We start from the raw sequence: 25,046 nt of genomic DNA, 5'->3' as shown, positions 1-25,046 counted from the left end.
CGGTCGTACGCCAGCCCGGCGATCGGCGCGGCTTACCACGGGACAACGAGCAGAGCCCCCGATGAGTCACGCAAATCGGGCAGCGCAACCGAGGTCGTGGCATCAAGGGGTACGAGCGGCGGCAGCCACCACTTCGGGCGAGCGTTCGGAGTGGCTGGACCCAGCAAGCGCGGCAAGGAAGTTGCGCATCCGCCTGCCCTGCGCGGACGGCCCACGGGTGCCACGAACGAAGGCCGCCCCGCCACGTCCGATCCGGGCACCCTCCTCGGGGGGCAGCCGAAGGACCCGATCAATGGCCTCCCGCAGGCCCGCCGCGCTGTCCGAATCGGCGAACTGCAGCCACGGCTCGTAGTCGGCGGGAATGCCGGTAAGCCGAGTGGTCACCACCGGGACGCCGGCGGCGAGGTACTCGATGAGCTTCGACGGAAAGGACCACCGGACGAAGTCCTGCCCGACTGGACGGGGGTTCACCAGTACGGAAGCGCTGGCCAGCCGGGGCAGCAGGGCCGCTCGAGGCAGCAGTTCGGGCAGCGCGATGCGCGGGTCTTCGGCAGCCTGGCTGGCAATCCACTGCTCCAGTTCACCCCGTCCGTACACCCGCAGCCGCAGGTCGCAGTCCGGCAACCCCCGGAACGCCGCAACCAGCCTGTCCACCCCGTACGAACGGCTGAGACCCCCGGCATAGACGATCTCCCGAGCACCCCGCGCCGCTGTCGTCGGCTCTTCGACCGTGGTCGAGGGGTTGGGCACCGCATGGAAGATGCCTTCCATGACCAGCCGAGGCAGGCCCGGAGCGAAATCGTCGGCGAGGGCAGGCGTCAACGCGATTACCCCGGAGCAGCGCGACAGTGCCATCTGGACCAACGCCCGATCAAGCCGGCGCAGCAGCCGGACCAGCCGTCCGTCGGTGGGCAGGACGACGCTGGGCGGATCGGTCAACACGGGGACCACCAGTACGCCCACTCGACGCGCGCGCAGCGCGCCGAACCACAAGAACGGCGAATGCACGCCGTGCACCAGCAACACGTCCGCCCTCGATTCCCGCAGCGTCCGCGCGCCCATCCGCCACACCGTGGCGAACCGGGTGAGGTGCTTCAGCCCGAGCACATTGACGAAGCCGAGCAACTGCCCCGCCACGCCGTCCTGCCGAAAGGAGCCGGACCGGAAGCGGAGTTGCCGGTTGCCGGGCCAGTTGGAGACGGGCGCGGCGGAGAGGAGGTGGACCGGGCAATCTGCGGCGCGCAGGCTACGGACGAGACCCCAGGCGAACGTATGGGTCTGGACCGGCATGACCGAGTCGCGTTTCATGATCTCCACGAGGAGGTCGTCCGGCACGGTGAAGCCGAGCAGCACGACCGACGGGTTGCCCGCTGTGCTCACCGCTGCAACACCCGCTGGTAGGCGCCATCGAGGGCCGCGAGCATGACATCAAGGCTGTAGCGCTCGGCAACGACTTTTCGCGCGATTTCTCCCAGGTGGCGCCGCTCAGCCGGCTCGTCGAGCAGGGGCACCAACGCCGCCGCCAGGGCTTCCGGATCACCTGCCGGCACCAGCCGGCCGCCCCCGGAACGCAGCACCTCCACGTTGCCGCCCACCGCCGAGGCGACTACCGGCAGCCCGTGCCCCATCGCCTCCAGCAGTGCGTTCGACAGGTTCTCGTGCAGGCTCGGGAAGACGAAGATATCGGCGGCCGAGAGCAGGTCCGGTACATCCAGCCGGTTTCCCAGCGGCCGGCACTCGGTCGCATCCACTCTGGCCAAGGCCGCCGCGATGCCGGACCGGTCGGGCCCGGCACCGGCCACGAGCAGCACGCGTCGACCGGTCGTCGGAGGCAGCCGGCGCAGGGCGTCAGCCAGCACGCCGTACCCCTTGTCCCAGGTCAACCGCGCTACCGCGATCATCACGACGTCATCGGGCCGCAAGTTCAGCGCGGCGCGGACCCGGTCCCGACCGGCCGCGGGTTCCGGCGGCAGGGGGACACCGTTCGGGATGACACCGATGAACCGGGCGCCCGCGGCGGCCAGGAAGTCACGCCCGGCGGCGTACTCACAGACGGTGGCGACGTGCGTGGCGGCTCGCAGGGTGAACGGCTCCGCGCCGTGGACGAGCAGCCGGCGCCGCCAGGACTGGCCCGCGTGCCGCAGGTCCCGTACGGTCCCGTGCACCGTGACCAGGATCCGCCGGCAACCGGCAAGCCGCGCGGCGAGGACCCCGTGGAAACCCTCGTTCTGCAGGCCACGTACGTGCACCAGGTCCGGCCGCACCCGACGCAGCATGCTCACCCACCGCCACAGGAGGGGCATGTTCAGCGCACCATTGCCGTGCGGCTGGTGCATGCGGAGGAACTCGTAACGCTCGGCGAGCGGCGAGGCGAGCACCCGCTCGACCGCGGTCAACGGACCGTTCGCCCCGGGCGAGCCAGCGAAGTGCTGGACGACGACGGGCCGGCTCACCGGCCGCCTCCCGGCACCGGCCGCCGCCCGGAACGGTCGGCTCTCCCCCTCGGCTCCACGTCTCCCCCTTGCAGACACGTTCCGGCGCTGCGACCGCCATAAGCAGGACAGCGTAGGATTACTCCGGCAAAAGCCTCCTACCTATATGAACGACCGAAATGCCGAGGTGGCATGGACCAGACAGCAGCGACCTCCACTGCCCCGTCCCCGCGCGCCGTCGCCACGCCGGCGTCGCCACGACTGCTCGTCCTGAGCGCGTTCCGGTTCCCGCACGGCGACGCCATGTCGAACCGACTTCTCCAGCTCGCCCGCTCCGCGGCACCGGCGGGAGGCACTGCCCTGGTGGTCAACGACTGGCCGGACGACGGGAGTCGGCCCGATCCCGCGCCCGTTCTGCCACCGGAGGTGCAGCTGCTCACGCTTACCAGCCGCGCCCACGGTCGGCTGCTCCGGTGGCTGCGGCGGCAGACGCGGCCGGTCCGGGTGCTGCGGGCGCTGCGCCGAGCAGGCGTGCGGCGAGGCGAAGTGAGCTGCGTCTACATTCCGTTGAACCTGTTCAACCTCGCAACCTGGGCGACCCTGCGTGCCGTCCTGCGCGTCCCGGTGCTGGTCGACGTGCTCGAACGGCACGATCCCGGGCAGTTTCCCCGAGGGCGGCTCACGCCCTACTTCCTCCGCCACCGGTGGTCATCGCTGCTCGCCGGCCGCCTCGCCAGCCGGGTGGTCGCCGTCTCGGAGACGCTCGGCGCCCACTACGCGCGGCGCGGTCGCCCGGTCCTGGTGGTTCCGCCGCAGGTCGACTGTGCGCAGTTCACCTCGCCCGCGCCGCCGCCCCTGGCCAGCGGTCTACGGATCCTGTACGCCGGCTCACCCGGCCTGAAGGACCTCCTCGCCGTCGTGCTGCAGGGCCTGGCCAGGTTGCCCGCACCGGAACGGCAGCGGGTCCAACTGGTGGTCGCCGGCGTGTCGCGTGTGGACGCTCCCCGGTCCTCCGATTTGGATGCCGGCCTGCTCGACACCGACTCCGTCGCGTTTCTCGGTCGGGTCCCCCGGGAACGGGTGCTCGCCGAGCTGCGCCGCTCGCACTTCTCGGTCCTGGTCCGGCCGGACGCCGGGTACGCCCATGCCGGCTTCCCGTCGAAGGTGCCCGAAAGCCTCGCCGCCGGCTGCCCCGTGCTGCTCAACCACACCAGCGACCTCGCCGGGTACGTGAGCGACGGTCGGGAGGGCATCGTGCTGGACGGGCCCACCGCGGAGGATGTCCGCCGAGGGCTCCACCGGGCGCTGCAACTCGACGACTCGCAGTGGCGACGGATGAGCCAGGCGGCCCTGGCCCGCGCCCGCGACTTCGACTACCGCGCCTGGACCCCGATTGTCCGCACCTTCATCTCCGGCGTGGTCGACGCCTCGAACGCCCCCGGAAGGTCCGCCTTCGCGTCCGGTTCCTCGTCGCCCAACCGCCGGTCCGCCGGGTAGGGCGTGCGCTCATGCTCGCGGATGGTCGCCACCGGCCACCGCAACCGGATGACCCACGCCGGATTCCCGGCCACGATCGCATAGGGCGGCACCGACCGGGTCGCCACAACTCCCGCCCCGACGACGGCACCCCCGTTCGATCGTCCAGCGTGCAGCACGATCGCGCGGACGCCTATCCACATGTCTCCTCAATGGCCACCTCGGTCGTACCGCTGCTACTCGGGCTGATTGCCTACGGAGATCATGGGCCGGCCGACGATGTCGGTGCGGTGGTTCCCGCCCCTGATGGTGACCTCTGGGCCGAACATGACGTAGTCACCGATCCGGATCCGCCCCGGGGCGGCGATCAGCCTCGGCCGGCAGCCGAGGTCGCCGTTGCTGCCCAACTCGATCGTCTTCAAGGAGAACACCCAGTCCGCATCGAAGACCCCGTTGTCCCCCAGGCCGCGAAGCGCTCGGCGAGGGCCCAAGCCCGGACAGCCGCCGATTCCGCCGACCGGTCGTCCACACGAGGTCGGCCGCCGACGCCAGCCGCCGCATCACCGGGTCCGGCCGGCCTAGCCGGACCGACGGCCTCAGCGGGCGGGAACACCGTCGTGCTCCTGGATCACGGCGACGTTCTCCCGGACCGGCAGGTGTCCGCAGCCCAGCGACCTCGCGCGCGTCGTGGTCAGGTACCCGTCGGTACTGCGGATCCGGCCCCTCAGGTCGACCCCGATGGAGCTGGCGAAGTCCTCGTGGTCGCGGGCGCAGGCCCTGCAATCGGCGTTCCGCGCCGCCATACCGGCTGGTCGGTCATCCCACCGGCTGCTTCGACACCTGTGTCGCGTACCACTCCACCGTCGCGCGCACGCCCTCGGTCCACGTCACGGGCGCCACGTCGGGGAAGAGCGCGCGCAGCGCGGAGCTGTCGGCCTGCGAGTCCCGGACGTCGCCGGGCCGGGGCGCCTCGTGCACGGTGTCGAGCCGCCGGCCGAGGATCCGTTCCAGCTCGGCGATAAATTCCAGCAGCGAGATTCGCGCTCCGAAGGCGAGATTGACGACGTCGGGGCTGGAGACCTGACGCAGCACCGCGTCGACGATGACGGAGGTGACGCTTCCCACGTAGGTGAAGTCGCGGGTCTGTCTGCCGTCCCCGTGTACGCGCAGCGGCTCCCCGGCCAGCGCGGCGGAGACGAACCGCGGCACGACCGCGGCGTACGCGTGGTTGGCAGCCTGGCGGGGGCCGAAGACGTTGAAGAAGCGGAAGGGCAGCACCGCCATGCCGTAGCAGGCGGCGAAGGCGAGGGCGTACGTCTCGGTGGCGAGCTTGGAGACCGCGTACGGGCTCACCGGCACCGGCCGGAGGGTCTCCACACGGGGCAGGACCGGGTTAGCGCCGTAGACGGAGGACGAGGAAGCGACGATCACCTGGGGCACGTCGTGGCGGCGTGCCGCCTCCAGCACGCTCAGCGTGCCGGTGGCGTTGGCGTGGTGACTGCCGATCGGGTTGTCGATCGAGCGGGGTACCGAGCCGAGGGCGCCGAGGTGGACGACGCTGTCGGCGTCGGCGATCGCCTCGTCAAGCACGTCGGGGTCGAGGATGGTCCCGATGATCAGGCGGACGGGGACGTCGGCGAGATTGTCCAGCGAGCCGGTGGACAGATCATCCACCGCCACGATCTCGGTCACCTGTTGGGCGTCGGCGAGGGCACGCACGAGGTTCGAGCCGATGAAACCGGCGGCCCCGGTAACGACGATCTTCAAAGGACCTCCTCGTTGCGGCCACGCGGCGGCGGTTCGTGCAGGGCACCGGTCTCCGCCCCGGTCGTTCAACGAGAAGTTCCGTTACAGGTTATGCAAAAACGCCCACTGCTCCCTATTCGTCCCGAGTTCGCCCGGCAGACCGGGGATCTCCCGCCGGTGTGATGAGCTGGGCGCCTCCTCCGCCTCAGCCGACGATCGGCTCGGCCCGGCGCTGGGGTCGTGCGGCCACCTGGGCCCGCAGCGGAACGTGCGTCTGGTGCCACGCGACCGTGGCAGTGAGCCCCTCGGCGAGCGGTACGGCTGCCGCCTGCGGAAACAACTGGCGCATGAGATGGTTGTCCGCCTCGGAGTGCAGGATGTCTCCCGTCCGGGCCGGCGCGTACCGCCGGGCCACCGGTCGGCCGAGGATCAGTTCGAGCTCGGCCAGCACCGAGTGCAGGTCGGTCCGGGCGCCGAAGGCCAGGTTCACGGGTTGGGGCTGGTGCACGTGCCGCCGGACGGCGTCGAGGATGACCTCGCAGACCGTGTCCACGTAGGTGAAATCCCGGCTCTGGTGGCCGTCACCGTGGATGACCACCGGCTCGTCATGCAGGGCGGCGTGCACGAACTGGGGGATGACCGCCGCGTACGCGTGGTCGTGGCGCTGGCCCGGGCCGTAGACGTTGAAGAGGCGGAAGGCGAGGGTGGGCAGGCCGTAGCAGGCCTGGTACGCGGACGCGTACGCCTCGGTGGCGAGTTTGCCCGCGGCGTACGGGCTGAGCGGGCTGGTCCAGGTCAACTCGCTCTTCGGCAGCTCGGGATTGGCGCCGTAGACCGATGACGACGAGGCCAGCACGACGTGCCGGACCCCCTCCCGGCGGGCGGCCTCCAGGACGGAGAGCGTGCCGGTGGCGTTGATGCCGTGCGCGGCGATCGGCTCCCGGATCGAACCGGGCACGCTGGACATCGCGGCCAGGTGAACGACCACGTCGCGGCCTGCCATGGCACGGGACAGCCGGGCCTCGTCCAGGATGGAGCCTTCGCGCAGCTCCACGTCGAGCCCGGCCAGGTTCGACCTGCTGCCCGTGGAGAGGTCGTCGAGCACCCGGATGTCGGTGACGGCCGGGTCCGCCGAGGCGATCCGGACCAGGTTCGCGCCAATGAATCCGGCGCCCCCGGTGATCAGCAGTCGCATCCCGAACCTTCCCCTTCCGCGCATCCCCCTGTCGTCCGCGGCAGCGGGGCGGGCGCCCGTGAGGACAGCGGACCGTACGGTGCACCAGCCACCTGGAGGTCGGCGTGGATGCCGCAGCATGCCATCGGTGTACCGCCCTCCTGCCGACGAACCCTGATGTCAGCTTAGAGGGGAATCTTCGGTTTTATCCGATTCTTCCCGGCCGCGTCGGTGCGACCCCGGGCGGCCACATGATCGCCCGCCACTCGGCGCCCCCGCCCGCGTCGTCGTGCCCGGTTTACACGCCTTGTCCCCCGTCCTGTGGTGAGCTGTACCGGTGGCGGGGTATGTGTTCGGGCTGGTGCTGCATCCCACCCGGGACGTCTCCGAGGTGGTCGGGATCATCGACCGGTGGGCGGTCCGGCACGGCAAGACGCTGGCCGTCCGCGCCGAGGACCGGCACCGGGTTCCGTCGTCGGTGCAGCCGGTCCCGGGGCCGGAGCTGGCCGCCCGCTCGGATGCCTTGATCAGCATCGGCGGGGACGGCACCATGCTGGGTGCGCTGCGCGCGGCGGTGCACGACCCGAAGCCGGTGCTCGGGGTGCACCTGGGCCGGGTCGGCTTCCTGGTCGAGGTGGAGCCGCCGGACCTGCCGCGGGCGCTGGACCGCCTGGTGGCGCACGACTTCACCATCGAGTCGCACGCCTGCCTGGCCTGCGACGTCTGCGGGGACGACGTGGTGGCGTTCAACGACGTCGCCCTGGTCCGCCAGCCGGGTCTGGGCTTCGTCACCGCCAGCCTGGCCGTCGACGGCCAGGAGTACGGCTACTACCGCTGCGACGCCCTGGTGGTGAGTACGCCGACCGGCTCGACCGCGTACAGCTACGCCGCCGGCGGACCGCTGGTGTCGCCCGCCACCCAGGCGGTGGTGGTGACGCCCTCCGCGCCCATGTCGGGCATCTCCCGATCGGTGGTGTTTTCCCCCGAGGAGAGGATCCGGCTCGACCTTCGGCCCAGTTCGGCGCCGGTGGCTGTCGAGGTCGACGGCCTCGTGATCCGCGACGCCGCCACGGAGGGCGCGGTGGAGGCCCGGTACGTCCGCGACGCCGGCCTGGTCGTCCGGCTCGATCCCCGCCGCTTCCAGGAACGCAGCCAGCTCAAGCTCAGCCTGCTCGACCTGCCGCTGCTGCCCGACCAGCTCCGGGAACTGCTGCCCGAGGAGCTTCGCGAGCAGCTTAACCGACGCGAGCTGCCCCCACCCCGCTGACCAGGAACGGGCCGCCGGACGGGAACCCGCCGCTGACCGGGCGGGGCCGCCGGACGGGAGGGGGTCGCCGGGCGGGAGCACCTGCCGGGCGGGAGCAGCCCGCCCGGGCAGCCCCGACGAGCGCCGGGACCAGCGTCAGCCCTTCGACAGCACCGCGTCGACCAGGGCCTTGGCCTCCTCCTGGATCCGGGCCAGGTGCTCCGGGCCCTGGAACGACTCGGCGTAGATCTTGTAGACGTCCTCGGTGCCGGACGGCCGGGCGGCGAACCAGCCCGACTCGGTGGTCACCTTCAGCCCGCCGATCGGTGCGCCGTTGCCGGGCGCGGTGGTGAGGATGGCCGTGATTGGCTCGCCGGCCAGCTCGGTCGCGGTCACCTGCTCCGGGGAGAGCTTGCCGAGGACGGCCTTCTCCTCCCGGCTGGCCGGGGCGTCGATGCGGGCGTACGCGGGCGCACCGAAGCGCTCGGCCAGCTCGGCCCAGTGCTGGCTGGGGCTGCGCCCGGTGGTGGCGATGATCTCCGCGGCGAGCAGGCAGAGCAGAATGCCGTCCTTGTCGGTGGTCCAGGTGCTGCCGTCCCGGCGCAGGAAGGACGCGCCGGCGCTCTCCTCGCCGCCGAACCCGACCGCCCCGTCGAGCAGGCCGGGCACGAACCACTTGAAGCCGACCGGCACCTCCAGCAGCGGGCGACCCAGGTCGGCGGCGACCCGGTCGATCATGGAGGAGGAGACCAGGGTCTTGCCGACCGCCGCCGCGGGCCCCCACTGGTCCCTGGTCCGGAACAGGTGGCCGATCGCCACCGCCAGGTAGTGGTTGGGGTTCATCAGGCCACCGTCCGGGGTGACGATGCCGTGCCGGTCGGCGTCGGCGTCGTTGCCGGTGGAGACCTGGAACCGGTCGCGGGCGGCGATCAGCGAGGCCATGGCGTTCGGCGAGGAGCAGTCCATCCGGATCTTGCCGTCGCCGTCGAGGGTCATGAACCGCCAGGTCGGGTCGACGGTCGGGTTGATGACCGTCAGGTCGAGCCGGTGCCGCTCGGCGATCTCGCCCCAGTACGCCACGCTCGCCCCGCCCATCGGGTCGGCGCCGATGCGGACCCCGGCGTCGCGGATTGCGGCGATGTCCAGCACGGCCGGCAGGTCGTCGACGTACCGGGCCAGGAAGTCGTACTCCCCGGTGGTGTCGACGGCCCGGGCCCGCGCGTACGGGAGGCGCTTCACCTCCTTGAGCCCGGCGGCGAGGATGGCGTTCGCGCGGTCCTGGATCCACTTGGTGACGTCGGTGTCGGCGGGCCCGCCGTGGGTGGGGTTGTACTTGAAGCCGCCGTCATCAGGTGGGTTGTGCGACGGGGTGATCACGATGCCGTCGGCCAGGCCGGCGCTGCGCCCACGGTTGTGGGTGAGGATGGCGTGCGACAGCGCCGGGGTGGGCGTGTAGCCGTCGCGGCTGTCCAGCAGCACGGTGACCTCGTTGGCGGCGAGCACCTCCAGCGCGTTGACCGCCGCCGGGGCGGAGAGCGCGTGGGTGTCCCGGGCGAGGAACAGCGGGCCGTCCAGGCCCCGCTCCCGGCGGTAGTCGCAGAGCGCCTGGGTGACGGCGAGGATGTGGTCCTCATTGAAGGCGTTCTTCAGGCTGGACCCGCGATGGCCGGAGGTGCCGAAGGAGACCTGCTGCGCCGGGTCCGCCGGATCGGGGTGCGCGGCGTAGTAGGCGGTGACCAGCCGGGGCACGTCGACCAGGTCGGCGGGCTCGGCGGGCTGGCCGGCGCGGGGGTGGGCCACTGCGGGGTCCTCCTTGCGAGTTCGGGCGGTCAGGGCTCGACGGTCTGGCCCTTGCCGATGACCACGATGCCGTTGTCGGAGACGGTGTAGCGCTGGCGGTCCTTCTCCAGGTCGACGCCGATCTCGGCGCCCTCCGGGACGTAGACGTTCTTGTCCAGGATGGCCCTTCGGACCACCGCGTGTCGGCCGATCTCGACACCCTCCATGAGCACCGCGCCGTCCACGTGCGCCCAGGAGTGGACCTTCACCTTCGGCGAGACGATCGAGTTCTCCACCAGCGAGCCCGAGATCACCGACCCGGGCGAGATCAACGAGCCGACCGCCCGGCCGACCCGCTCCCCCCAGGCGTGCACGAACTTGGCCGGCGGGTAGGGCGGCTGGTTGCTGTAGATCGGCCAGTCGAAGTTGTAGAGGTTGAACACCGGGTGGACGTTGATCAGGTCCATGTGGGCGTCGTAGAACGAGTCGAGCGTTCCCACGTCCCGCCAGTAGCCCCGGTCCCGGTCCGTGCTACCGGGCACCTCGTTGTCCTTGAAGTCGTAGACGTTGGCCTCGCTCCGCTCGACCAGCATCGGGATGATGCTGCCGCCCATGTCGTGCTTGCTGCTCTTGTCCTCGGCGTCGTGCTCGACGGCGTCGATCAGGGCCTTCGTGGTGAAGACGTAGTTGCCCATCGAGGCGTAGATCTGGTCCGGTGCGTCGGGCAGCCCCACCGCGTCGGTGGGCTTCTCGCGGAACGCCCGGATCCGCCGGCCGTCCTCGCCGACCTCGATCACGCCGAACTGGTTCGCCGTCGACAGAGGCTGCCGGATGCCCGCCACGGTGACCGCGGCGCCAGAGGCGATGTGGTCCTCCACCATCTGCCGCGGGTCCATCCGGTAGATGTGGTCCGCGCCGAAGACGATCACGTAGTCCGGCTGCTCGTCATAGATCAGGTTGAAGCTCTGGTAGATCGCGTCGGCCGAGCCGGCGAACCACCACGGGCCACGGCGCTGCTGCGCCGGCACCGGGGTGACGTAGTTGCCGAGCATGGTCGACATGCGCCACGTCGTGGTGATGTGCCGGTCCAGCGAGTGGGACTTGTACTGGGTCAGCACGACGATCCTGAGGTAGCCGGCGTTCGCCAGGTTGGAGAGGACGAAGTCGACCATGCGGTACATCCCGCCGAAGGGGACGGCGGGCTTCGCCCGGTCGGTGGTGAGGGGCATCAGGCGCTTGCCCTCCCCGCCGGCCAGGACGATCGCGAGCACCTTGGCAGCCATGCTCAGACGCTATCGATCCTGCCCCGACTTCACCACTCGTACGGGCACAGTTCCGCGCCGGGTGCGCGGCGGGCTTCTGCACTAGGGTGCCGGTCATGACGGATTCCGCTCGGCTGCGCGTTGATCTGCTCACCCGGGAGTACCCGCCGGAGGTGTACGGCGGGGCCGGGGTGCACGTCGAGTACCTGGCGCGCGAGCTGCGCCGCCTCGCCGACGTGCGGGTGCACTGCTTCGGCGCGCCGCGCGACGAGCCGGGTGTCATTGCGTACGCCGAGCCGGCGGAACTGGCCGGCGCGAACCCGGCGCTGCGGACCATGGGCGTCGACCTGGAGATGGCGGCCGGCTGCGCCGGCACCGACGTGGTGCACAGCCACACCTGGTACGCCAACCTGGCCGGGCACACCGCGAAGCTGCTGTACGGGGTGCCGCACGTGGTCACCGCGCACAGCCTGGAGCCGCTGCGGCCGTGGAAGGCCGAGCAGCTCGGCGGCGGGTACGCCCTCTCCTCCTGGTCCGAACGCACGGCGGTGGAGGCCGCCGACGCGGTGATCGCGGTCAGCGAGGGGATGCGGCGGGACGTGCTGATGGCCTACCCCGCGGTGAACCCAGACCGGGTGCGGGTGGTCTACAACGGCATCGACACCGGGCAGTACACCCCGGAGCACGGCACCGACGTGGTGGACCGGCTCGGCATCGACCCGTCCCGCCCCAGCGTGGTCTACGTCGGGCGGATCACCCGGCAGAAGGGCCTGCCCTACCTGCTGCGGGCGGCCCGGGAGCTGCCCGCCGACACCCAGCTCGTGCTGCTCGCCGGCGCACCCGACACCCCCGACATCGCGGCCGAGGTGGAGGAACTGGTCGCCGAGCTGCAGGCCACCCGCTCCGGGGTGGTCTGGGTGGCCGCGATGCTGCCCAAGCACGAGGTGATCCAGGTGCTCACCCACGCCACGATCTTCGCCTGCCCGTCCGTGTACGAGCCGATGGGCATCGTCAACCTGGAGGCGATGGCCTGCGAGACGGCCGTGGTGGCGACCGCCACCGGCGGCATCCCCGAGGTGGTCGTCGACGGCGAGACCGGGCTGCTGGTGCCGATCGACCAGGCCTCCGACGGCAGCGGCCGGCCGCTGGATCCGGAACGGTTCGTGGCCGACCTGGCGGCCCGGCTCAACGAACTGCTGGCCGAACCGGCGCGCACCGCCGAATTCGGCCGGGCCGGGCGGCGTAGGGCGGTGGAGCACTTCTCCTGGGACACGATCGCGCGGCGGACGCTGGAGGTGTACCGGTCGGTGGGCGCCGCCGGCTGACACGCCGGTCAGGTGCCGGGCGAGATCAACGCCAGCTTCGGGAAGTACGTACGGTCGGCGAAGCGCATCGACACCTCGGCGTACACGATCGGATTGATGACCAGAGCACCGGCATCCCGGGCGGCAGCCAGGGCGGCAGCCAGGGCGTCGCCCGACCACTCCGCCCAGCGCGGGTCCTCGGTGAAGATGTCCAGCAGGACGTTGGTGTCGACCAGAGTGGTGGCCGAGTCATACGCTCGGGCGGCGACGGCCCGGACCCGCTCACTCGCCACGGAGCAGTTCCATCAACTCGTCCGTGGACATCCCCTCGGCCGCTCGGGCCCCACCGCGCCCGCGCATGTGGCGGACCAGGCGTTGCCCCCGGGTTTCGGCGCCGCTCACCCGCACGATCCGCAACGCGCCGCCCTCCTCGACGACGTCGACCTCGTCGCCCTCGTGCAGCCCGTACCGGGCGCGCAGGGCGGCAGGGATGGTCACCTGACCTTTGCTGTTCAGCTTCATCGCGCCCCCTCATGACACGTAATACAAACGGTACGTGTCAGGGCCTACCGATGGGCCCGACGGGTAAAGCACGTCTCGACCCGAGCGCGAAGCGATCTCGCGCAGTAGGTTGAACCGGTGACTGGACGGTTCCCGATCGAAGACGTCTCCCCCGTCGTCTCCTGCGGTCGCTACCCGGCCAAGGCCGTGGTGGACGAACTCGTACCGGTGTCGGCCCGCGCCTACCGCGAGGGACACGACGCGCTCGGCTGCAACGTGGTCTGGCTCGGCCCGGACGGCGCGGCCCGCCCGTTCACCCGGCTGCGGCCCGGCGAGCCCGGCCAGGACCGCTGGCACGCCACCATCCGCCCGGACGCGGTCGGCACCTGGCGATTCGCCGTCGAGGCGTTCCACGATCCGTACCTGACCTGGCAGAACGCGGTCACCAAGAAGCTCGCCGCCGGCCAGGGCCCGGCCGAGCTGGCCAACGACCTGGCCGAGGGCGCCCGGGTGCTGGAGGCGGCGCTGGAGCTGGTGCCGGCGGCCGACCGGGCGCGGGTCCGGGCGGCGGCGGCCGCGCTGCGCGCCGACGACCTGGAGCTGCGCCGGCGGGTCGGCCCGGCGCTCGACCTGGCCGCGCTGCTCTGGGACCACCCGGTCCGGGAACTGGTCACCACCGGCGAGGAATACCAGCTCTGGGTGGACCGGCCCCGGGCGCTCTACTCCGCCTGGTACGAGTTCTTCCCCCGCTCCGAGGGCGCGATCCCGGCCACCGTCGACGCGCCGGCCCAGTCAGGCACCTTCGGCACCGCCGTCGACCGGCTCCCCGGGGTCGCGGCGATGGGCTTCGACGTGCTCTACCTGCCGCCGATCCATCCGATCGGCCGGGTCAACCGCAAGGGCCGCAACAACTCGCTCACCGCCGGGCCGGACGACGTCGGCTCGCCGTGGGCGATCGGCGCCGCCGAGGGCGGCCACGACGCCATCCACCCCGACCTGGGTACGCCGGAGGACTTCCGCGCCTTCCTCGCCGCCGCCGCCGAGCAGGGCCTCGAGGTGGCGATGGACCTGGCGTTGCAGTGCGCCCCGGACCACCCGTGGGTGACCGAGCACCCGGAGTGGTTCACCACCCGGGCCGACGGCAGCATCGCGTACGCGGAGAACCCGCCGAAGAAGTACCAGGACATCTACCCGCTGAACTTCGACAACGACCCGGCGGGCATCCGGGCGGAGATCCTGCGGGTGGTGCTGCACTGGGTCGGCGAGGGGATCCGGATCTTCCGGGTCGACAACCCGCACACCAAGCCGTTCGACTTCTGGCACTGGCTGATCTGGGAGGTCAAGCAGGTCGACCCGGACGTGCTCTTCCTCGCCGAGGCGTTCACCCGCCCGGCGATCATGCACGGCCTCGGCAAGATCGGCTTCACCCAGTCGTACACGTACTTCACCTGGCGCACGACGGCGGCCGAGATGCGGGCGTACTGCGAGGAACTGGTCGCGGCGGCCGACTACATGCGACCGAACTTCTGGCCCAACACGCCGGACATCCTGCACGAGTCCCTCCAGCACGGCGGCCCGCCGATGTTCAAGATCCGGGCGGTGCTGGCCGCGCTGCTCTCCCCCTCCTGGGGCATGTACGCCGGCTTCGAACTCTTCGAACACGTCGCCCGCCCCGGCGCCGAGGAGTACCTGGACAACGAGAAGTACGAGCTGCGCCCCCGGGACTGGGCCGACGCCGAGGCGCACGGCCGCTCGCTCGCCCCGTTCATCACCACCCTCAACCGGGTACGCCGCGACAACCCCGCCCTGCACCGGCTGCGCAACCTGCGCTTCCACGACATCGACAACCCGGCGCTGCTCTGCTGGTCCAAGCACGACCCGGACACCGGCAACACCGTGCTGGTGATCTGCTCGTTCGACTCCCGCGCCGTGCAGTGGGGCAACACCACCCTGGACATGCCGGCGCTCGGCCTCGACTGGCACGACCGGTTCACCGTCCACGACGAGCTGACCGGGGTCAGCTACGACTGGGGGCAGCGCAACGCCGTCCGGCTCGACCCGTACCTGCAACCCGCGCACGTCTTCACCGTGCGGCGCACCGCCGCGCCGGCCGCACCGGACCCGGCGAACCCGGCGGCGCCCGACCTGACCGTCGAGGACGTGCCCGCCGACCTGTCCGGCGGCACCGCCCCGACCGCACCGGCCGTGGAGGACGAGGAAAGATGGAGCAGCTGATCTCCGGTCAGGAGTACGACCCGCACGCCGTGCTCGGCGCGCATCCGGCAGCCGGGCGCACCACCATCCGAACCCTGCGGCGCGGCGCGACCGACGTGGCCGTGCTGGTCGACGACGAACGGCACACGATGCAGCGGGTGCACGACGTCGGCGTCTTCGAGGCCGTGCTGCCCGGCGAGGTGCTCGACTACCGGGTCGAGGTCGACGGCACGGTGCACGACGACCCGTACCGCCACCCGCCCACGCTGGGCGAGCTGGACCTGCACCTCATCGGCGAGGGGCGGCACGAGCGGCTCTGGGAGGCGCTCGGCGCCCGGGTGTTCGATGAGGGCGTGGCGTTCACCGTCTGGGCCCCGAACGCCCGCGGGGTGCGGGTGGTCGGTGACTTCACCGGCTGGGCGCCGGACGACGGCTGGCCCATGCGTTCGCTCGGCGCCAGCGGGGTGTGGGAGATCTTCGTGCCGGGCGTGCCGGTCGGCGCCCGCTACAAGTACCGGGTCCTCGGTGCCGACGGGCACTGGCGGGACAAGGCCGACCCGCTGGCCGCGCGCACCGAGGTGCCGCCGGCCACCGCCTCGGTGGTGCACCACTCCACGTACGAGTGGGGCGACGCGGCCTGGCTGGAGCGGCGGGCGAAGCGGCGGCCGCACCAGGAGCCGATGAGCGTGTACGAGGTGCACCTCGGCTCCTGGCGGCCCGGCCTCGGCTACCGCGACCTCGCCGAGCAGCTCACCGAGTACGTGACCAACATGGGCTTCACCCACGTGGAGTTCCTGCCGGTGATGGAGCACCCGTTCGGCGGCTCCTGGGGCTACCAGGTCACCGGCTACTACGCGCCCACCGCCCGGTTCGGCGACCCGGACGACTTCCGCTACCTGGTGGACCGGCTGCACCAGGCCGGCATCGGCGTGCTGCTCGACTGGGTGCCGGCGCACTTCCCGCGCGACGAGTGGGCCCTGGCCCGGTTCGACGGCACCCCACTGTACGAGCACCCCGACCCGCGCCGCGGCGAGCACCCCGACTGGGGCACGTACGTCTTCGACTTCGGCCGCCGGGAGGTGCGCAACTTCCTGGTGGCGAACGCGCTCTACTGGTGCGAGCAGTTCCACGCCGACGGGCTGCGGGTCGACGCGGTCGCCTCGATGCTCTACCTGGACTACTCGCGGCAGGAGGGCCAGTGGGTGCCCAACGTGCACGGCGGCCGAGAGAACCTGGAGGCCATCGCGTTCCTGCAGGAGGCCAACGCCACCGTCTCCAAGCACCACCCGGGGGCGGTGATGGTCGCCGAGGAGTCCACCGCCTGGCCGGGTGTCACCCGCCCGACGGGTGAGGGCGGGCTGGGCTTCGGCTTCAAGTGGAACATGGGCTGGATGCACGACACCCTGCTCTACGCCTCGAAGGACCCGATCTACCGGCAGCACCACCACCATCAGCTCACCTTCTCCCTGGCGTACGCGTGGAGCGAGAACTACGTGCTGCCGATCAGCCACGACGAGGTGGTGCACGGCAAGGGTTCGCTGGCCGGCAAGATGCCCGGCGACACCTGGCAGCAGCTGGCCAACGTCCGGGCACTGCTGGCGTACATGTGGGCGCACCCTGGCAAGCAGTTGCTCTTCATGGGCTGCGAGCTGGCCGACGACCGGGAGTGGAGCGAGGAGCGCGGCCTCGACTGGTACCTGCTGCACGACCCGGCGCGGGCCGGCGTGCAGCGCCTGGTCGGCGATCTGAACCGTGTCTACCGGGCCACCCCGGCGCTGTGGGCGCAGGACACCGACCCGGCCGGCTTCCGCTGGATCGCCGGGGACGACGTCGCCAACAACACCGTCTCGTTCGTGCGGATCGCCCCGGACGGCGCCACCCTGGTCTGCGTGGCGAACTTCTCCGCCCGACCGTTGGAGGGCTACCGGATCGGCCTGCCGGCCAGCGGCGCCTGGACCGAGGTGATCAACACGGACGCCCAAAACTACGGCGGGTCGGGCGTGGGCAACCTGGGCGCGGTGCACGCGGAGAGCGTCCCCTGGCACGGGCTGGCGGCGTCCGCGACGCTGCGGGTGCCGCCGCTGGGCGCCCTCTGGCTCCGCCGCGACTGACCCGGTCTGTCGGGTTAACACCGCCAGGTCGGCGATCTGGCGGTGTCCGGCACCCTTCGACACCGCCACATCCGCGGAACTGGCGTCGATCCGCGAGCGCCACGGCGGGCGCCGGTCAGACCAGGCCCGCCTCCCGCAGCAGCTTCCAGAGGCCGGCGCCGTCCGGCGCGGCGAGCCACTTCTGCCCGACCGGGCCGGCGGACGGGCGGCCGGGCGGGGCGGGCAGGCTACCGGCCAGCACCGACTGGGTGGGCGACAGCCGGCGGATCGCCACCCCGGCCACGTTGTCCGGGTGCGCGGCGGCGAACTCGCGGTAGATCTCCTGGTCGTGCTGCCCGTCGTCGCCGATCAGCAGCCACCGGAGGTCCGGGAACTCCCGGGCCAGCCGGGCCAGGGTGGCCCGCTTGTACTCCTTGCCGCTGCGGAACCACCGGTCGGCCGTCGGCCCCCAGTCGGTGAGCAGCAGCGGCCCCGCCGGGTAGAGGTGCCGGGAGAGGAACCGGGTGAGCGTCGGCGCGACGTTCCAGGCGCCCGTGGACAGGTAGAAGACGGGGGCGCCGGGGTGGGCGGTGACCAGCCGCTCGTAGAGCACCGCCATGCCGGGCACGGCGGCCCGGGCGTGCTCGTCGAGGACGAAGGTGTTCCAGGCGGCGAGCAGCGGTCGGGGCAGCGCGGTGACCATGACCGTGTCGTCGATGTCGGAGAGGATGCCGAACCGGACGTTCGGGTCGAGCACGCGGACCAGGGCCTCGACCGGCTCGGCGTCGGGGACGCTGAGGCGTACGCTGCCCCAGCCGGGGGTGAAGTCGGCCTCGATGACGGTGTCGACGAAGCCGCTGCGGTCCGCCGTCGTCTCGTGGCGTATGTCGCCGGCCTCGATGGTCACCGTGGCGTGCTTGGCGGGCAGGGTGGCGAAGCTGCGCCAGCCGCGGACCTTCTCCGGTCGGGCCCGCTGGCGGACGTCCGGGCGGCCGAGCAGCACCCGGCAGAGCACCCGCGCCCAGCCCGGGGCACCGTACCCGGCGTACGCGATGATGTTGACCTTCCAACCCGTGCGCCGCAGCCGGCGCTCGACCAGGCCGTGGACGGCGTCCTCGATCCGTGCGGCCCGGTGCAGCCGTGGTACGGCGAGTTCTCCGGCAGGTGTGGCGGGCACGCTGTCACCCTGCCACACGCGGGCGACGGCGGCCACGCGACTGCGGCCGGCTCCGACTCCGCCGATCCGCCCCGCCGCGGGGCGGCACCGTGAAAAACTGCGGTCGGGACGACGACGGGGGCGTTGGTCGTGTCGACAGCTGTGCAGCACCGCGGGTGGTGGCACCCCACGCTCGACCGACCGGCGCTCGTCGCCCTGCTGCTCGGGGCGGCCGGGGTCGGCTACCGGCTGGTCCTGACGCTGCTGACCCTGCCCGGCTCGAACAGCGACGAGGCGACGTTCGGCCTCGCCGCCCTGCACATCGCGGCCGGGCGCGAGCGGCCGGTCTTCCTGTACGGCCAGCACTACATGGGCGTGCTGGAGTCCTACCTGGCGGCCCCGTTGGTCGGCTGGGCCGGGCCGAGTTGGCCGGTGCTGCGGCTGCCACTGCTGGTGCTCTACGCGGTCTTCCTCTGGCTGGCGTACCGGCTGACCCGCCGTCTCTACTCCCCCTGGCTGGCCACCTTCGTGGTGGGGCTGCTGGCGCTCGGTTCGGAGCGGGTGGTCCGGGACCAGCTCACCGTGGTGGGCGGCCGGCCGGAGGTGAAGCCGGCGGTGCTGGCGATGCTGCTGATCGCGGTGGCTCTCGGCGAACGCCGGGTGCGGCACCGCTGGCTGGCCACCGGCGTGTTCGGCCTGCTCGCCGGGCTGGCGCTCTGGTCGGACTGGCTGATCGTGCCCTATCTGGCGGTGGCCGGGATCGTGCTGCTCTGGGCGGCGCCCCGGGACCTGATCGGCTGGCCCGGTGTGCTGCTGATCGCCGGCTTCGTGGTCGGGGTCGCCCCGATGATCAAGGACAATCTCGATGCCCCGCCCGGGCAGGACTCGCTGTCGGTGTTCCGGCAGATCAGCACGAAGGCGGGCGCGGCGCCGTCCTGGTCGGACCGGGTGCACGGCGGCCTGCTGGAGGGGGTGCCGCTGGCCGGCGGGCTCTGCCGGGCGGCCGGCTGTGCCCGGTGGCAGGAGTGGTTCGGGCTGCTCTACCCGGTGCTGCTGGTGGCCGCCGCCGTGCTGGGGCTGGTCGCCCTCCGGCGGGCCGCCGACGCCGCCGGACGGGTCCGGGCGGTCGCGCATCTCGCCCTGGTCGTCGGGGCCGTGCTGACCCTGCTCGGCTACGTGCGCAGCCCGCTCGCCGCGACCGATCCGCTGGGCAACGCCCGCTACCTGTCGGTGCTGCAGATCTCGCTGCCGGCGGTGCTGTGGCCGCTCTGGCTGGCCGCCGCGCGAGCCTGGCGGGGCACGGCGGGCGTGGCGGCCCGGGTCGGTGGGGCGGTGGCCGGTCTGGTGCTGGCCGCGGTGGCCGCGGCGACGGTGGCGGCCACCGTGGCGTTCGTCGCGGACGCCCCGTCGGTGCGGGCCGAGGAGCGGCAGACCCGCGAGCTGGCCGACGCGGTCCGTGGGGCCGGGCTGCACGAGGTGTACGGGGACTACTGGACCTGCAACCGGCTGATCTTCAACACCGGCGAGGCGGTGGTCTGCGGGGTGCTCGACGGCAACCTGACCCCGGGGCAGAACCGCTACCCGGCGTACTGGCGGCAGGTGGGGCGGGCGGCCCGGCCCGGGTACGTGCTCAAGGCCGGGTCGTCGGCGGAGCGCACGCTGCGCTGGTGGCTCGGCGACGGGGCCGACGCCGCCGTGGTCGCCGAGGTCGGCGGCTATCGCGTGTACCACCCGGAGAGCGCCGTGCGGCCCTGGCGCTGAGGTTGGGTCGTACGCTGAGCCGATGCTCATCCTGCTGCCCCCGTCCGAGGGGAAGGCCGAGGCCGGCACCGGTCGTCGGCTGGACCTGTCCCGGCTCTCGCTGCCGGAGCTGACCCCGGCCCGGGAGGAGGTGCTGGCCGCGCTCGTCGCGCTCTGCGCCGGGCCGGACGAGGCGGCGGCCCGGGCCGCGCTGGGCCTCAGCGAGGGGCAGGGCGGCGAACTGCGCCGCAACGCCCGGCTGCGCGTGGCGGCGACCGCGCCGGCCGACCGGATCTACACCGGGGTGCTCTACGAGGCGCTCGACCTGGCCTCGCTGCCGCCCGCCGGGGCCCGGCTGGCCCGCCGCTCGGTGCTGGTCAGCTCCGGCCTGTGGGGCGCGGTGCGCCTCACCGACCGGATCCCGCCGTACCGCTGCCCGGTGGGGGCGAAGCTGCCGGGGATCGGCGCGCTGTCGGCGTACTGGCGGCGGGCGCTGGTCCCGGCGATGGCGGCGGCGGCCGGCCGGGGGCCGGTGCTGGACCTGCGTTCCGGCGCGTACGCGGCCACCTGGGCGCCGCGCGGGGAGGTCGCGGAGCGCACGGTGACGGTGCGGGTGCTGCACGAGCGTGCGTCGACGCCGGTGCCGACCCGGTCGGTGGTGAGCCACTTCAACAAGGCCACCAAGGGCCGCCTGGTCCGCGACCTGCTCACGGCCGGCGTCCGGCCGCGTACCACCGCCGCCCTGGTGGGAGCGCTGCGGGACCTGAAGTACACGGTCGAGGAGCAGCCCGCGCCCGCCGGCCGGCCACGCCAGGTTGACGTCGTCGTGACGGAGTTGTAGCCGCAATTTTTCCTCAAGGCTCGGGCGCAGCGGTTTCGTCGTGCCGGCCAGGGGGCCACGGTAAGGGAACCCCACGCCGACAAGGAGTTCCTGCCATGGCCTCCGACTCCACGCTGCTCGACCGGCCACACCGGTCGCTGCCGCTCCCACCGCTGGACTGGCTGACCCTGGCCGACGCGTTCGAGGTCGCCTGCCTGATGCGCTGCACCCCACCCCCGGCCACCGACGGCCGCCGGGTCGACACCGGCACGTACCGGGGCGGGGTCGCCGAGTTCAACCACGAGGCCGCGGCGCACCGGATGCGGCAGCTGCTCGGCCGCCTGGACGTACCGGTGGAGCACGAGCTGACCACCGGCGGCCTGCGCCGCCGCTACGAGCTGCACCGGTTGTCCGTGCCCCGGGAGCACTGGTCGGCGTACGCGATCCTGCTGGAGACCGGCTGGCGGCAGGGCCGCCGGGAGCTGCTCGGGGGGCCCGTCCCCGGCGCCTCCCCGGCCCGGCGGGTGTGGCGGCCCCGGTTGGCCGCGGCGGCCTGGCGCGCGGCGCTGCTGGCCGGCGGGCGGCACGTCCGCCGGCATTGTCTCGGCGTCCGGCTGACCGACCGGGACCTGGCCGCGGTCCTGGTCCGCAGCGCGGCGCTGCTGGACGTCCCGGCGGTGCTCCGGCCCGGCGGCGGCTGCTTCCTGGTGAGCGTGCCCAACGGCCCGCACCGCGCGCGGATCGTGGACAGCGCCACCCTCGCCCCGGCGCAGGCCTGCTGAGCCGTCCGCCCGGCCCGGCCGCCGCGCGGCGCCGCCGGGCCGAGCCGTCCGCACCGCGCCGGGCGGGACCACCGGCGCCGCGTCCGGGCTTGCGCGGCGGCGGGTGCACAGCGCAGAGTGCAGCGCGTGAGCCGACGCTGGTCTGTGCGCGGCCGGCGGCCGACCTCGGCGCCGGCGGCCCTGGTGCTGCTGCTGGTGTCGACCCTCGGCGGGCTCGCCGGCTGCCGGGACGCGCCGACCCCGGCCGTGCGGATCCGGATCGCCACGGGCAGCCCGACCGCCGTCTACCACGCCTTCGGCCAGTCGCTGGCCGCCATCCTCAACCGGGAGCTGCCCGGGGTGCAGGCCAGCGTGGTGGTCACCGCGGCGTCCGCGCAGAACGTCCGGCTGGTCGGCTCTGGGGAGGCGGAGCTGGGCTTCACCCAGGCCGACGTGCTGCCACCCCGGTCCCCGGACCACCCCGCCGTGCTCGCCGTGGCCCGGGTCTACGACGACCTGCTGCACCTGGTCACCACCGCCGGCGGCCCGGTACGCACGCTCGCCGACCTGCGCGGGCGGCGGGTGTCGGTGGGCGCCTACGGCTCCGGCACCGAGGTCACCGCCATTCGCCTGCTGGAGGTGGCGCAGCTCGGCGGCGACCAGGTCTGGCAGGAGCACCTGGGCCTGGACGACTCGCTGGCGGCGCTACGGGCCGGCCGGATCGACGCGTTCTTCTTCTCCGGCGGCCTGCCGGTACGCGGCGTCGCGGACCTGGCCGAAAGCACCGCGATCCGGCTGGTCGACCTGGGTGAGTGGACCGAGCCGCTGCGCCGCCGGTACGGGCAGGTGTACGTGACCCGGGACGTTCCCCGCTCGGTGTACGGCGTGGACCCGATCAGCACGGTGGCCAACCCGAACTATCTGATCGTCCGCGCCGACCTACCGGAGGCGTTGGTGCGGGAGCTGACCCGGCTGCTGATGGACCGCCGGGAGGAGTTGGCCGCGGCCCATCCGGCGGCCGGCCGGATGAGTCCCCGGTCCGCGATCGTCACCACCCCGCTCCCGTTGCATCCGGGGGCGGCGGGCTGGTACCGGTCGACCAAACCCTGACCCCAACCCGGGGATCCGCGGCGCGGGCTCAGCCGGCGGCGGAGCCGACCCGCTCGGCCGGGCCGGTGTCGTCCGCGCCGTCGCCGCTCGCCGGGCCCGTGACGGGGTCCTCCGGGCTCGGGAACCACAGCTCGGCGACCAGCCCCCGAGGCCGGCCCTGGCGCATCGTTAACCGGCCGTCGGAGGCGTCGACCAGCACCGCCACGATGGCCAGCCCCAGCCCGGCCCCGTCCACGTTCTGCACGTCGGGCGCCCGCCAGAACCGCTCGGTGGCCTGGTCGAGCTGGCTGGCCGTCATGCCCGGGCCGGTGTCCCGCACCTGCAGCGCGATTCCGCCGTCGGCGGGGCGTACCGCCACGGTCACCTCCGCCCCGGTACCGCTGAACTTGACCGCGTTGTCGATCAGCGCGTCGAGCGCCTGGTCGATCGCGGTCGGCACGGTCCGGGCGTACGCGGGCGCCGCGGCCGCGTCCAGCCGGAGGGTGACCGACCGGTGCCGGGCCAGCGGCAGCCAGGCCGCCACCCGGGAGGCCGCGACCTCGGCGGCGTCCACGGTGACCCGCTGGTTCTCCTCCCGTTCGGCCCGGGCCAGGGTGAGCAGGGCGTCGAGCAGGGTGGCCAGCCGGTCGGTCTCCTCCAGCGCCAGCCGGTGCTCGGCGCGGCCGTCGTCGTCGGTCAGGCTCGGTCCCAGCTCCTCCACCCGCAGCCGCAGCGCGGTCAGCGGGTTGCGCAGCTGGTGGCTGGCGTGCGCCACGAACGCCCGCTGCCGGTCCATCACGTCGGAAACCGCGTCGGCCATGTTGTTGAAGCTCGCCGCCAGCCGGCGCAGCTCGGGCGGACCGAGCCGGGGGCGTACCCGGGCGGTGCGATCGCCCTCGGCGATCTCGTGGGTCACCGCGTCCAGCTCGGTGACCGGACGCAGCACCCAGCCGGCCAGCCCGAACGCGGTGGAGATGCAGGCCAGCACCACGAGCAGGCCGATCGCGGTGAGCAGCACCCACCAGGAGGCCACGGTACGTCGGACCTTGCCGGCCGGGGTCGCGGTGACCACCGCGCCGAGCACCTCGCCGCCGTCGGTGACCGGGACCGCCACCACGACCGGTTCGTCCACCCAGGGCCACACCGAGTCGGGCCCGCTGAACTGCTGGCCCGCCAGCGCGGTGTCCAGGGCGACGGCGGTGCCCGGGCCGGGCTCCCAGCTCACCGAGGCGGTCACGGTACCGCCCTCCCGGTCGACCAGTGCGGCCGCGATGCCGTACAGGTCGTCGTAGGCGGCCAGCTCGCTGTCGAGCGGGCCGGGCCCGCCGCCGCGCAGCGCCGGGCCGCCCAGCGAGGCGAACCGGGTGGCGTCGGCGAGCCGGTCGGCGCGGACCCGGTCGGTCTCCCGGGTGGCCAGGGTGACCGCCAGCGGCGTCTCCAGGGCCAGCAGGACCAGCACCATCAGCAGCAGATAGCTGATCACCAGCCGGCGGCGCACCCCGGCCCCCTCACTCGCCGCGGAGCCGGTAGCCGACCCCGCGTACGGTCTCCACCAGCTTCGGGTCGCCGAGCTTGCCTCGCAGCGAGCCGACGTGCACCTCGACCGTGTGCCGGTCCGCCCAGGTGGTGCCCCAGACGTCGAGCAGGATCCGGTCCCGCGGCACGGCCACGCCGGGCTGCCGGGCCAGGGAGAGCAGGATGTCGAACTCCTTGCGGGTGAGCGCCACCGCTCGGCCGGCCACGCTGACCGTCCGGCCGCCCACGTCGATGCGGACCGCGCCCGCCTCGATCAGGTTGCGCTCCGGCACGGTGTGCGCCGCCCGCCGCAGCACCGCCTCGATGCGCGCCTGGAGCTCCACCATCGAGAACGGCTTGACCACGTAGTCGTCGGCGCCCAGCCGGAGGCCGAGCACCCGGTCGCGTTCCTCGCCCCGGGCGGTCACCGCGATGATGCCGAGCTGGCTGCTGCGCCGGCGCAGCTCCCGGCACAGGTCGGTGCCGTCGCCGTCGGGCAGGGTCAGGTCGAGCAGCACCAGATCGCAGGGGGCGGCGGAGAGGGCGGCTTCCACGGTGGCGGCGTGCTCCACCTCGTAGCCCCGCCGGATCAGCGCGGAGGACAGGGCGCCGGCCACCCGACGATCGTCCTCGACCAGGAGGATCCGCACCCGTGCCTCCGTTCCCTCTACCTGCTGCCCACGCATCGTGGCAGACGTGCGCGCGCGACGGGAGCCCCAGGCACGTCGTGGGTCCGGCGGG

The 25,046-nt window shown here is 72.9% G+C and carries 21 protein-coding genes; 9 read left to right on the top strand and 12 right to left on the bottom strand.

Annotated features, from left to right (window positions below; genetic code table 11):
• Nucleotides 1-102: 102 nt before the first annotated feature.
• Both ACFYM6_RS20180 and ACFYM6_RS20175 read right to left on the bottom strand, forming a co-directional pair.
• Entirely contained in the window at nt 103-1,380 is a 1,278-nt protein-coding gene (locus tag ACFYM6_RS20180) for a glycosyltransferase family 4 protein (protein WP_387277521.1), read from the bottom strand.
• Nucleotides 1,377-2,453 (bottom strand): glycosyltransferase, encoded by a 1,077-nt coding sequence (locus tag ACFYM6_RS20175; RefSeq protein ID WP_387277519.1) that lies wholly within the window; start codon nt 2,451-2,453, stop codon nt 1,377-1,379. The genes ACFYM6_RS20180 and ACFYM6_RS20175 overlap by 4 nt, the downstream gene beginning before the upstream one ends.
• A 171-nt stretch (nt 2,454-2,624) precedes the next feature.
• Between ACFYM6_RS20175 and ACFYM6_RS20170 the strand changes: the two genes are divergently transcribed.
• A complete protein-coding gene (locus ACFYM6_RS20170; protein ID WP_387277518.1) occupies nt 2,625-3,929 on the top strand; it encodes a glycosyltransferase family 4 protein in 1,305 nt (434 codons plus the stop codon).
• A gap of 215 nt (nt 3,930-4,144) precedes the next feature.
• Here the strand turns inward: ACFYM6_RS20170 and ACFYM6_RS20165 are convergent, their stop codons facing one another.
• The 3 genes from ACFYM6_RS20165 to ACFYM6_RS20155 all read right to left on the bottom strand — a co-directional run bounded on the left by ACFYM6_RS20165 (nt 4,145) and on the right by ACFYM6_RS20155 (nt 6,849).
• A complete protein-coding gene (locus tag ACFYM6_RS20165) occupies nt 4,145-4,330 on the bottom strand; it encodes a hypothetical protein (protein ID WP_387277516.1) in 186 nt (61 codons plus the stop codon).
• 394 nt (nt 4,331-4,724) lie between these two features.
• Nucleotides 4,725-5,675, bottom strand: a complete 951-nt coding sequence (locus ACFYM6_RS20160) for an NAD-dependent epimerase/dehydratase family protein (protein ID WP_387277514.1) — start codon at nt 5,673-5,675, stop codon at nt 4,725-4,727.
• 184 nt (nt 5,676-5,859) lie between these two features.
• Nucleotides 5,860-6,849, bottom strand: coding sequence for an NAD-dependent epimerase/dehydratase family protein (locus tag ACFYM6_RS20155; protein ID WP_387277512.1), 990 nt, complete (start codon nt 6,847-6,849; stop codon nt 5,860-5,862).
• A 316-nt stretch (nt 6,850-7,165) separates the two neighbouring features.
• On the opposite strand from ACFYM6_RS20155, the gene ACFYM6_RS20150 reads away from it, so the two are divergent.
• On the top strand, nt 7,166-8,095 hold the full coding sequence (locus ACFYM6_RS20150; protein ID WP_387277510.1) for an NAD(+)/NADH kinase: 930 nt from the start codon (nt 7,166-7,168) through the stop codon (nt 8,093-8,095).
• A 135-nt stretch (nt 8,096-8,230) separates the two neighbouring features.
• On the opposite strand, the gene pgm is transcribed toward ACFYM6_RS20150, so the two are convergent.
• Both pgm and glgC read right to left on the bottom strand, forming a co-directional pair.
• Complete coding sequence (gene pgm, locus ACFYM6_RS20145) at nt 8,231-9,874, bottom strand: phosphoglucomutase (alpha-D-glucose-1,6-bisphosphate-dependent) (protein WP_387277508.1); 1,644 nt, start codon at nt 9,872-9,874, stop codon at nt 8,231-8,233.
• Between the two features lie 29 nt (nt 9,875-9,903).
• The gene (glgC, locus tag ACFYM6_RS20140; protein WP_387277506.1) at nt 9,904-11,136 is read right to left on the bottom strand and encodes a glucose-1-phosphate adenylyltransferase; all 1,233 of its coding nucleotides are present in this window, start codon (nt 11,134-11,136) and stop codon (nt 9,904-9,906) included.
• Nucleotides 11,137-11,231: 95 nt separating this feature from the next.
• On the opposite strand from glgC, the gene glgA reads away from it, so the two are divergent.
• Nucleotides 11,232-12,440, top strand: a complete 1,209-nt coding sequence (glgA, locus tag ACFYM6_RS20135; protein ID WP_387277504.1) for a glycogen synthase — start codon at nt 11,232-11,234, stop codon at nt 12,438-12,440.
• Between the two features lie 8 nt (nt 12,441-12,448).
• Here glgA and ACFYM6_RS20130 read toward each other — a convergent pair whose 3' ends face one another.
• Together ACFYM6_RS20130 and ACFYM6_RS20125 are read right to left on the bottom strand one after the other, a co-directional pair.
• Nucleotides 12,449-12,712, bottom strand: coding sequence for a hypothetical protein (locus ACFYM6_RS20130; protein WP_387277502.1), 264 nt, complete (start codon nt 12,710-12,712; stop codon nt 12,449-12,451).
• The gene (locus ACFYM6_RS20125) at nt 12,702-12,941 is read right to left on the bottom strand and encodes an AbrB/MazE/SpoVT family DNA-binding domain-containing protein (RefSeq protein ID WP_073839703.1); all 240 of its coding nucleotides are present in this window, start codon (nt 12,939-12,941) and stop codon (nt 12,702-12,704) included. The genes ACFYM6_RS20130 and ACFYM6_RS20125 overlap by 11 nt, the downstream gene beginning before the upstream one ends.
• A 117-nt stretch (nt 12,942-13,058) precedes the next feature.
• Here ACFYM6_RS20125 and ACFYM6_RS20120 point away from each other — a divergent pair, with 117 nt between their 5' ends.
• Nucleotides 13,059-15,155: a maltotransferase domain-containing protein gene (locus ACFYM6_RS20120; protein WP_387277500.1), complete on the top strand. Its 2,097-nt coding sequence runs from the start codon at nt 13,059-13,061 to the stop codon at nt 15,153-15,155.
• Nucleotides 15,143-17,245: a 1,4-alpha-glucan branching protein GlgB gene (gene glgB, locus ACFYM6_RS20115; protein ID WP_387277498.1), complete on the top strand. Its 2,103-nt coding sequence runs from the start codon at nt 15,143-15,145 to the stop codon at nt 17,243-17,245. The genes ACFYM6_RS20120 and glgB overlap by 13 nt, the downstream gene beginning before the upstream one ends.
• Before the next feature lie 115 nt (nt 17,246-17,360).
• Here the strand turns inward: glgB and ACFYM6_RS20110 are convergent, their stop codons facing one another.
• A complete protein-coding gene (locus ACFYM6_RS20110) occupies nt 17,361-18,401 on the bottom strand; it encodes an App1 family protein (protein ID WP_387277497.1) in 1,041 nt (346 codons plus the stop codon).
• A gap of 129 nt (nt 18,402-18,530) precedes the next feature.
• Between ACFYM6_RS20110 and ACFYM6_RS20105 the strand changes: the two genes are divergently transcribed.
• From ACFYM6_RS20105 to ACFYM6_RS20090, 4 genes are all read left to right on the top strand, one after another.
• Nucleotides 18,531-20,141, top strand: coding sequence for a hypothetical protein (locus tag ACFYM6_RS20105; protein ID WP_387277495.1), 1,611 nt, complete (start codon nt 18,531-18,533; stop codon nt 20,139-20,141).
• 22 nt (nt 20,142-20,163) lie between these two features.
• Nucleotides 20,164-20,961, top strand: a complete 798-nt coding sequence (gene yaaA, locus ACFYM6_RS20100; RefSeq protein ID WP_387277493.1) for a peroxide stress protein YaaA — start codon at nt 20,164-20,166, stop codon at nt 20,959-20,961.
• Nucleotides 20,962-21,056: 95 nt separating this feature from the next.
• Nucleotides 21,057-21,722, top strand: a complete 666-nt coding sequence (locus ACFYM6_RS20095) for a hypothetical protein (RefSeq protein ID WP_387277491.1) — start codon at nt 21,057-21,059, stop codon at nt 21,720-21,722.
• A gap of 126 nt (nt 21,723-21,848) precedes the next feature.
• Nucleotides 21,849-22,811 (top strand): TAXI family TRAP transporter solute-binding subunit, encoded by a 963-nt coding sequence (locus ACFYM6_RS20090; RefSeq protein WP_073839644.1) that lies wholly within the window; start codon nt 21,849-21,851, stop codon nt 22,809-22,811.
• Nucleotides 22,812-22,839: 28 nt separating this feature from the next.
• Here the strand turns inward: ACFYM6_RS20090 and ACFYM6_RS20085 are convergent, their stop codons facing one another.
• Both ACFYM6_RS20085 and ACFYM6_RS20080 read right to left on the bottom strand, forming a co-directional pair.
• Entirely contained in the window at nt 22,840-24,288 is a 1,449-nt protein-coding gene (locus ACFYM6_RS20085) for a sensor histidine kinase (protein WP_387277489.1), read from the bottom strand.
• A 10-nt stretch (nt 24,289-24,298) separates the two neighbouring features.
• Nucleotides 24,299-24,991 carry a response regulator transcription factor gene (locus tag ACFYM6_RS20080; RefSeq protein WP_357441366.1) on the bottom strand — a complete coding sequence of 231 codons (693 nt, stop codon included), beginning with the start codon at nt 24,989-24,991 and terminating at the stop codon, nt 24,299-24,301.
• Between the last annotated feature and the right edge of the window lie 55 nt (nt 24,992-25,046).

The sequence above is a fragment of the Micromonospora sp. NPDC006431 genome, assembly GCF_042870725.1.
Lineage (GTDB): Bacteria > Actinomycetota > Actinomycetes > Mycobacteriales > Micromonosporaceae > Micromonospora.
The sequence above is the reverse complement of the archived record's forward strand: the minus strand, read 5'-3'. Positions and strand labels throughout refer to the sequence as shown.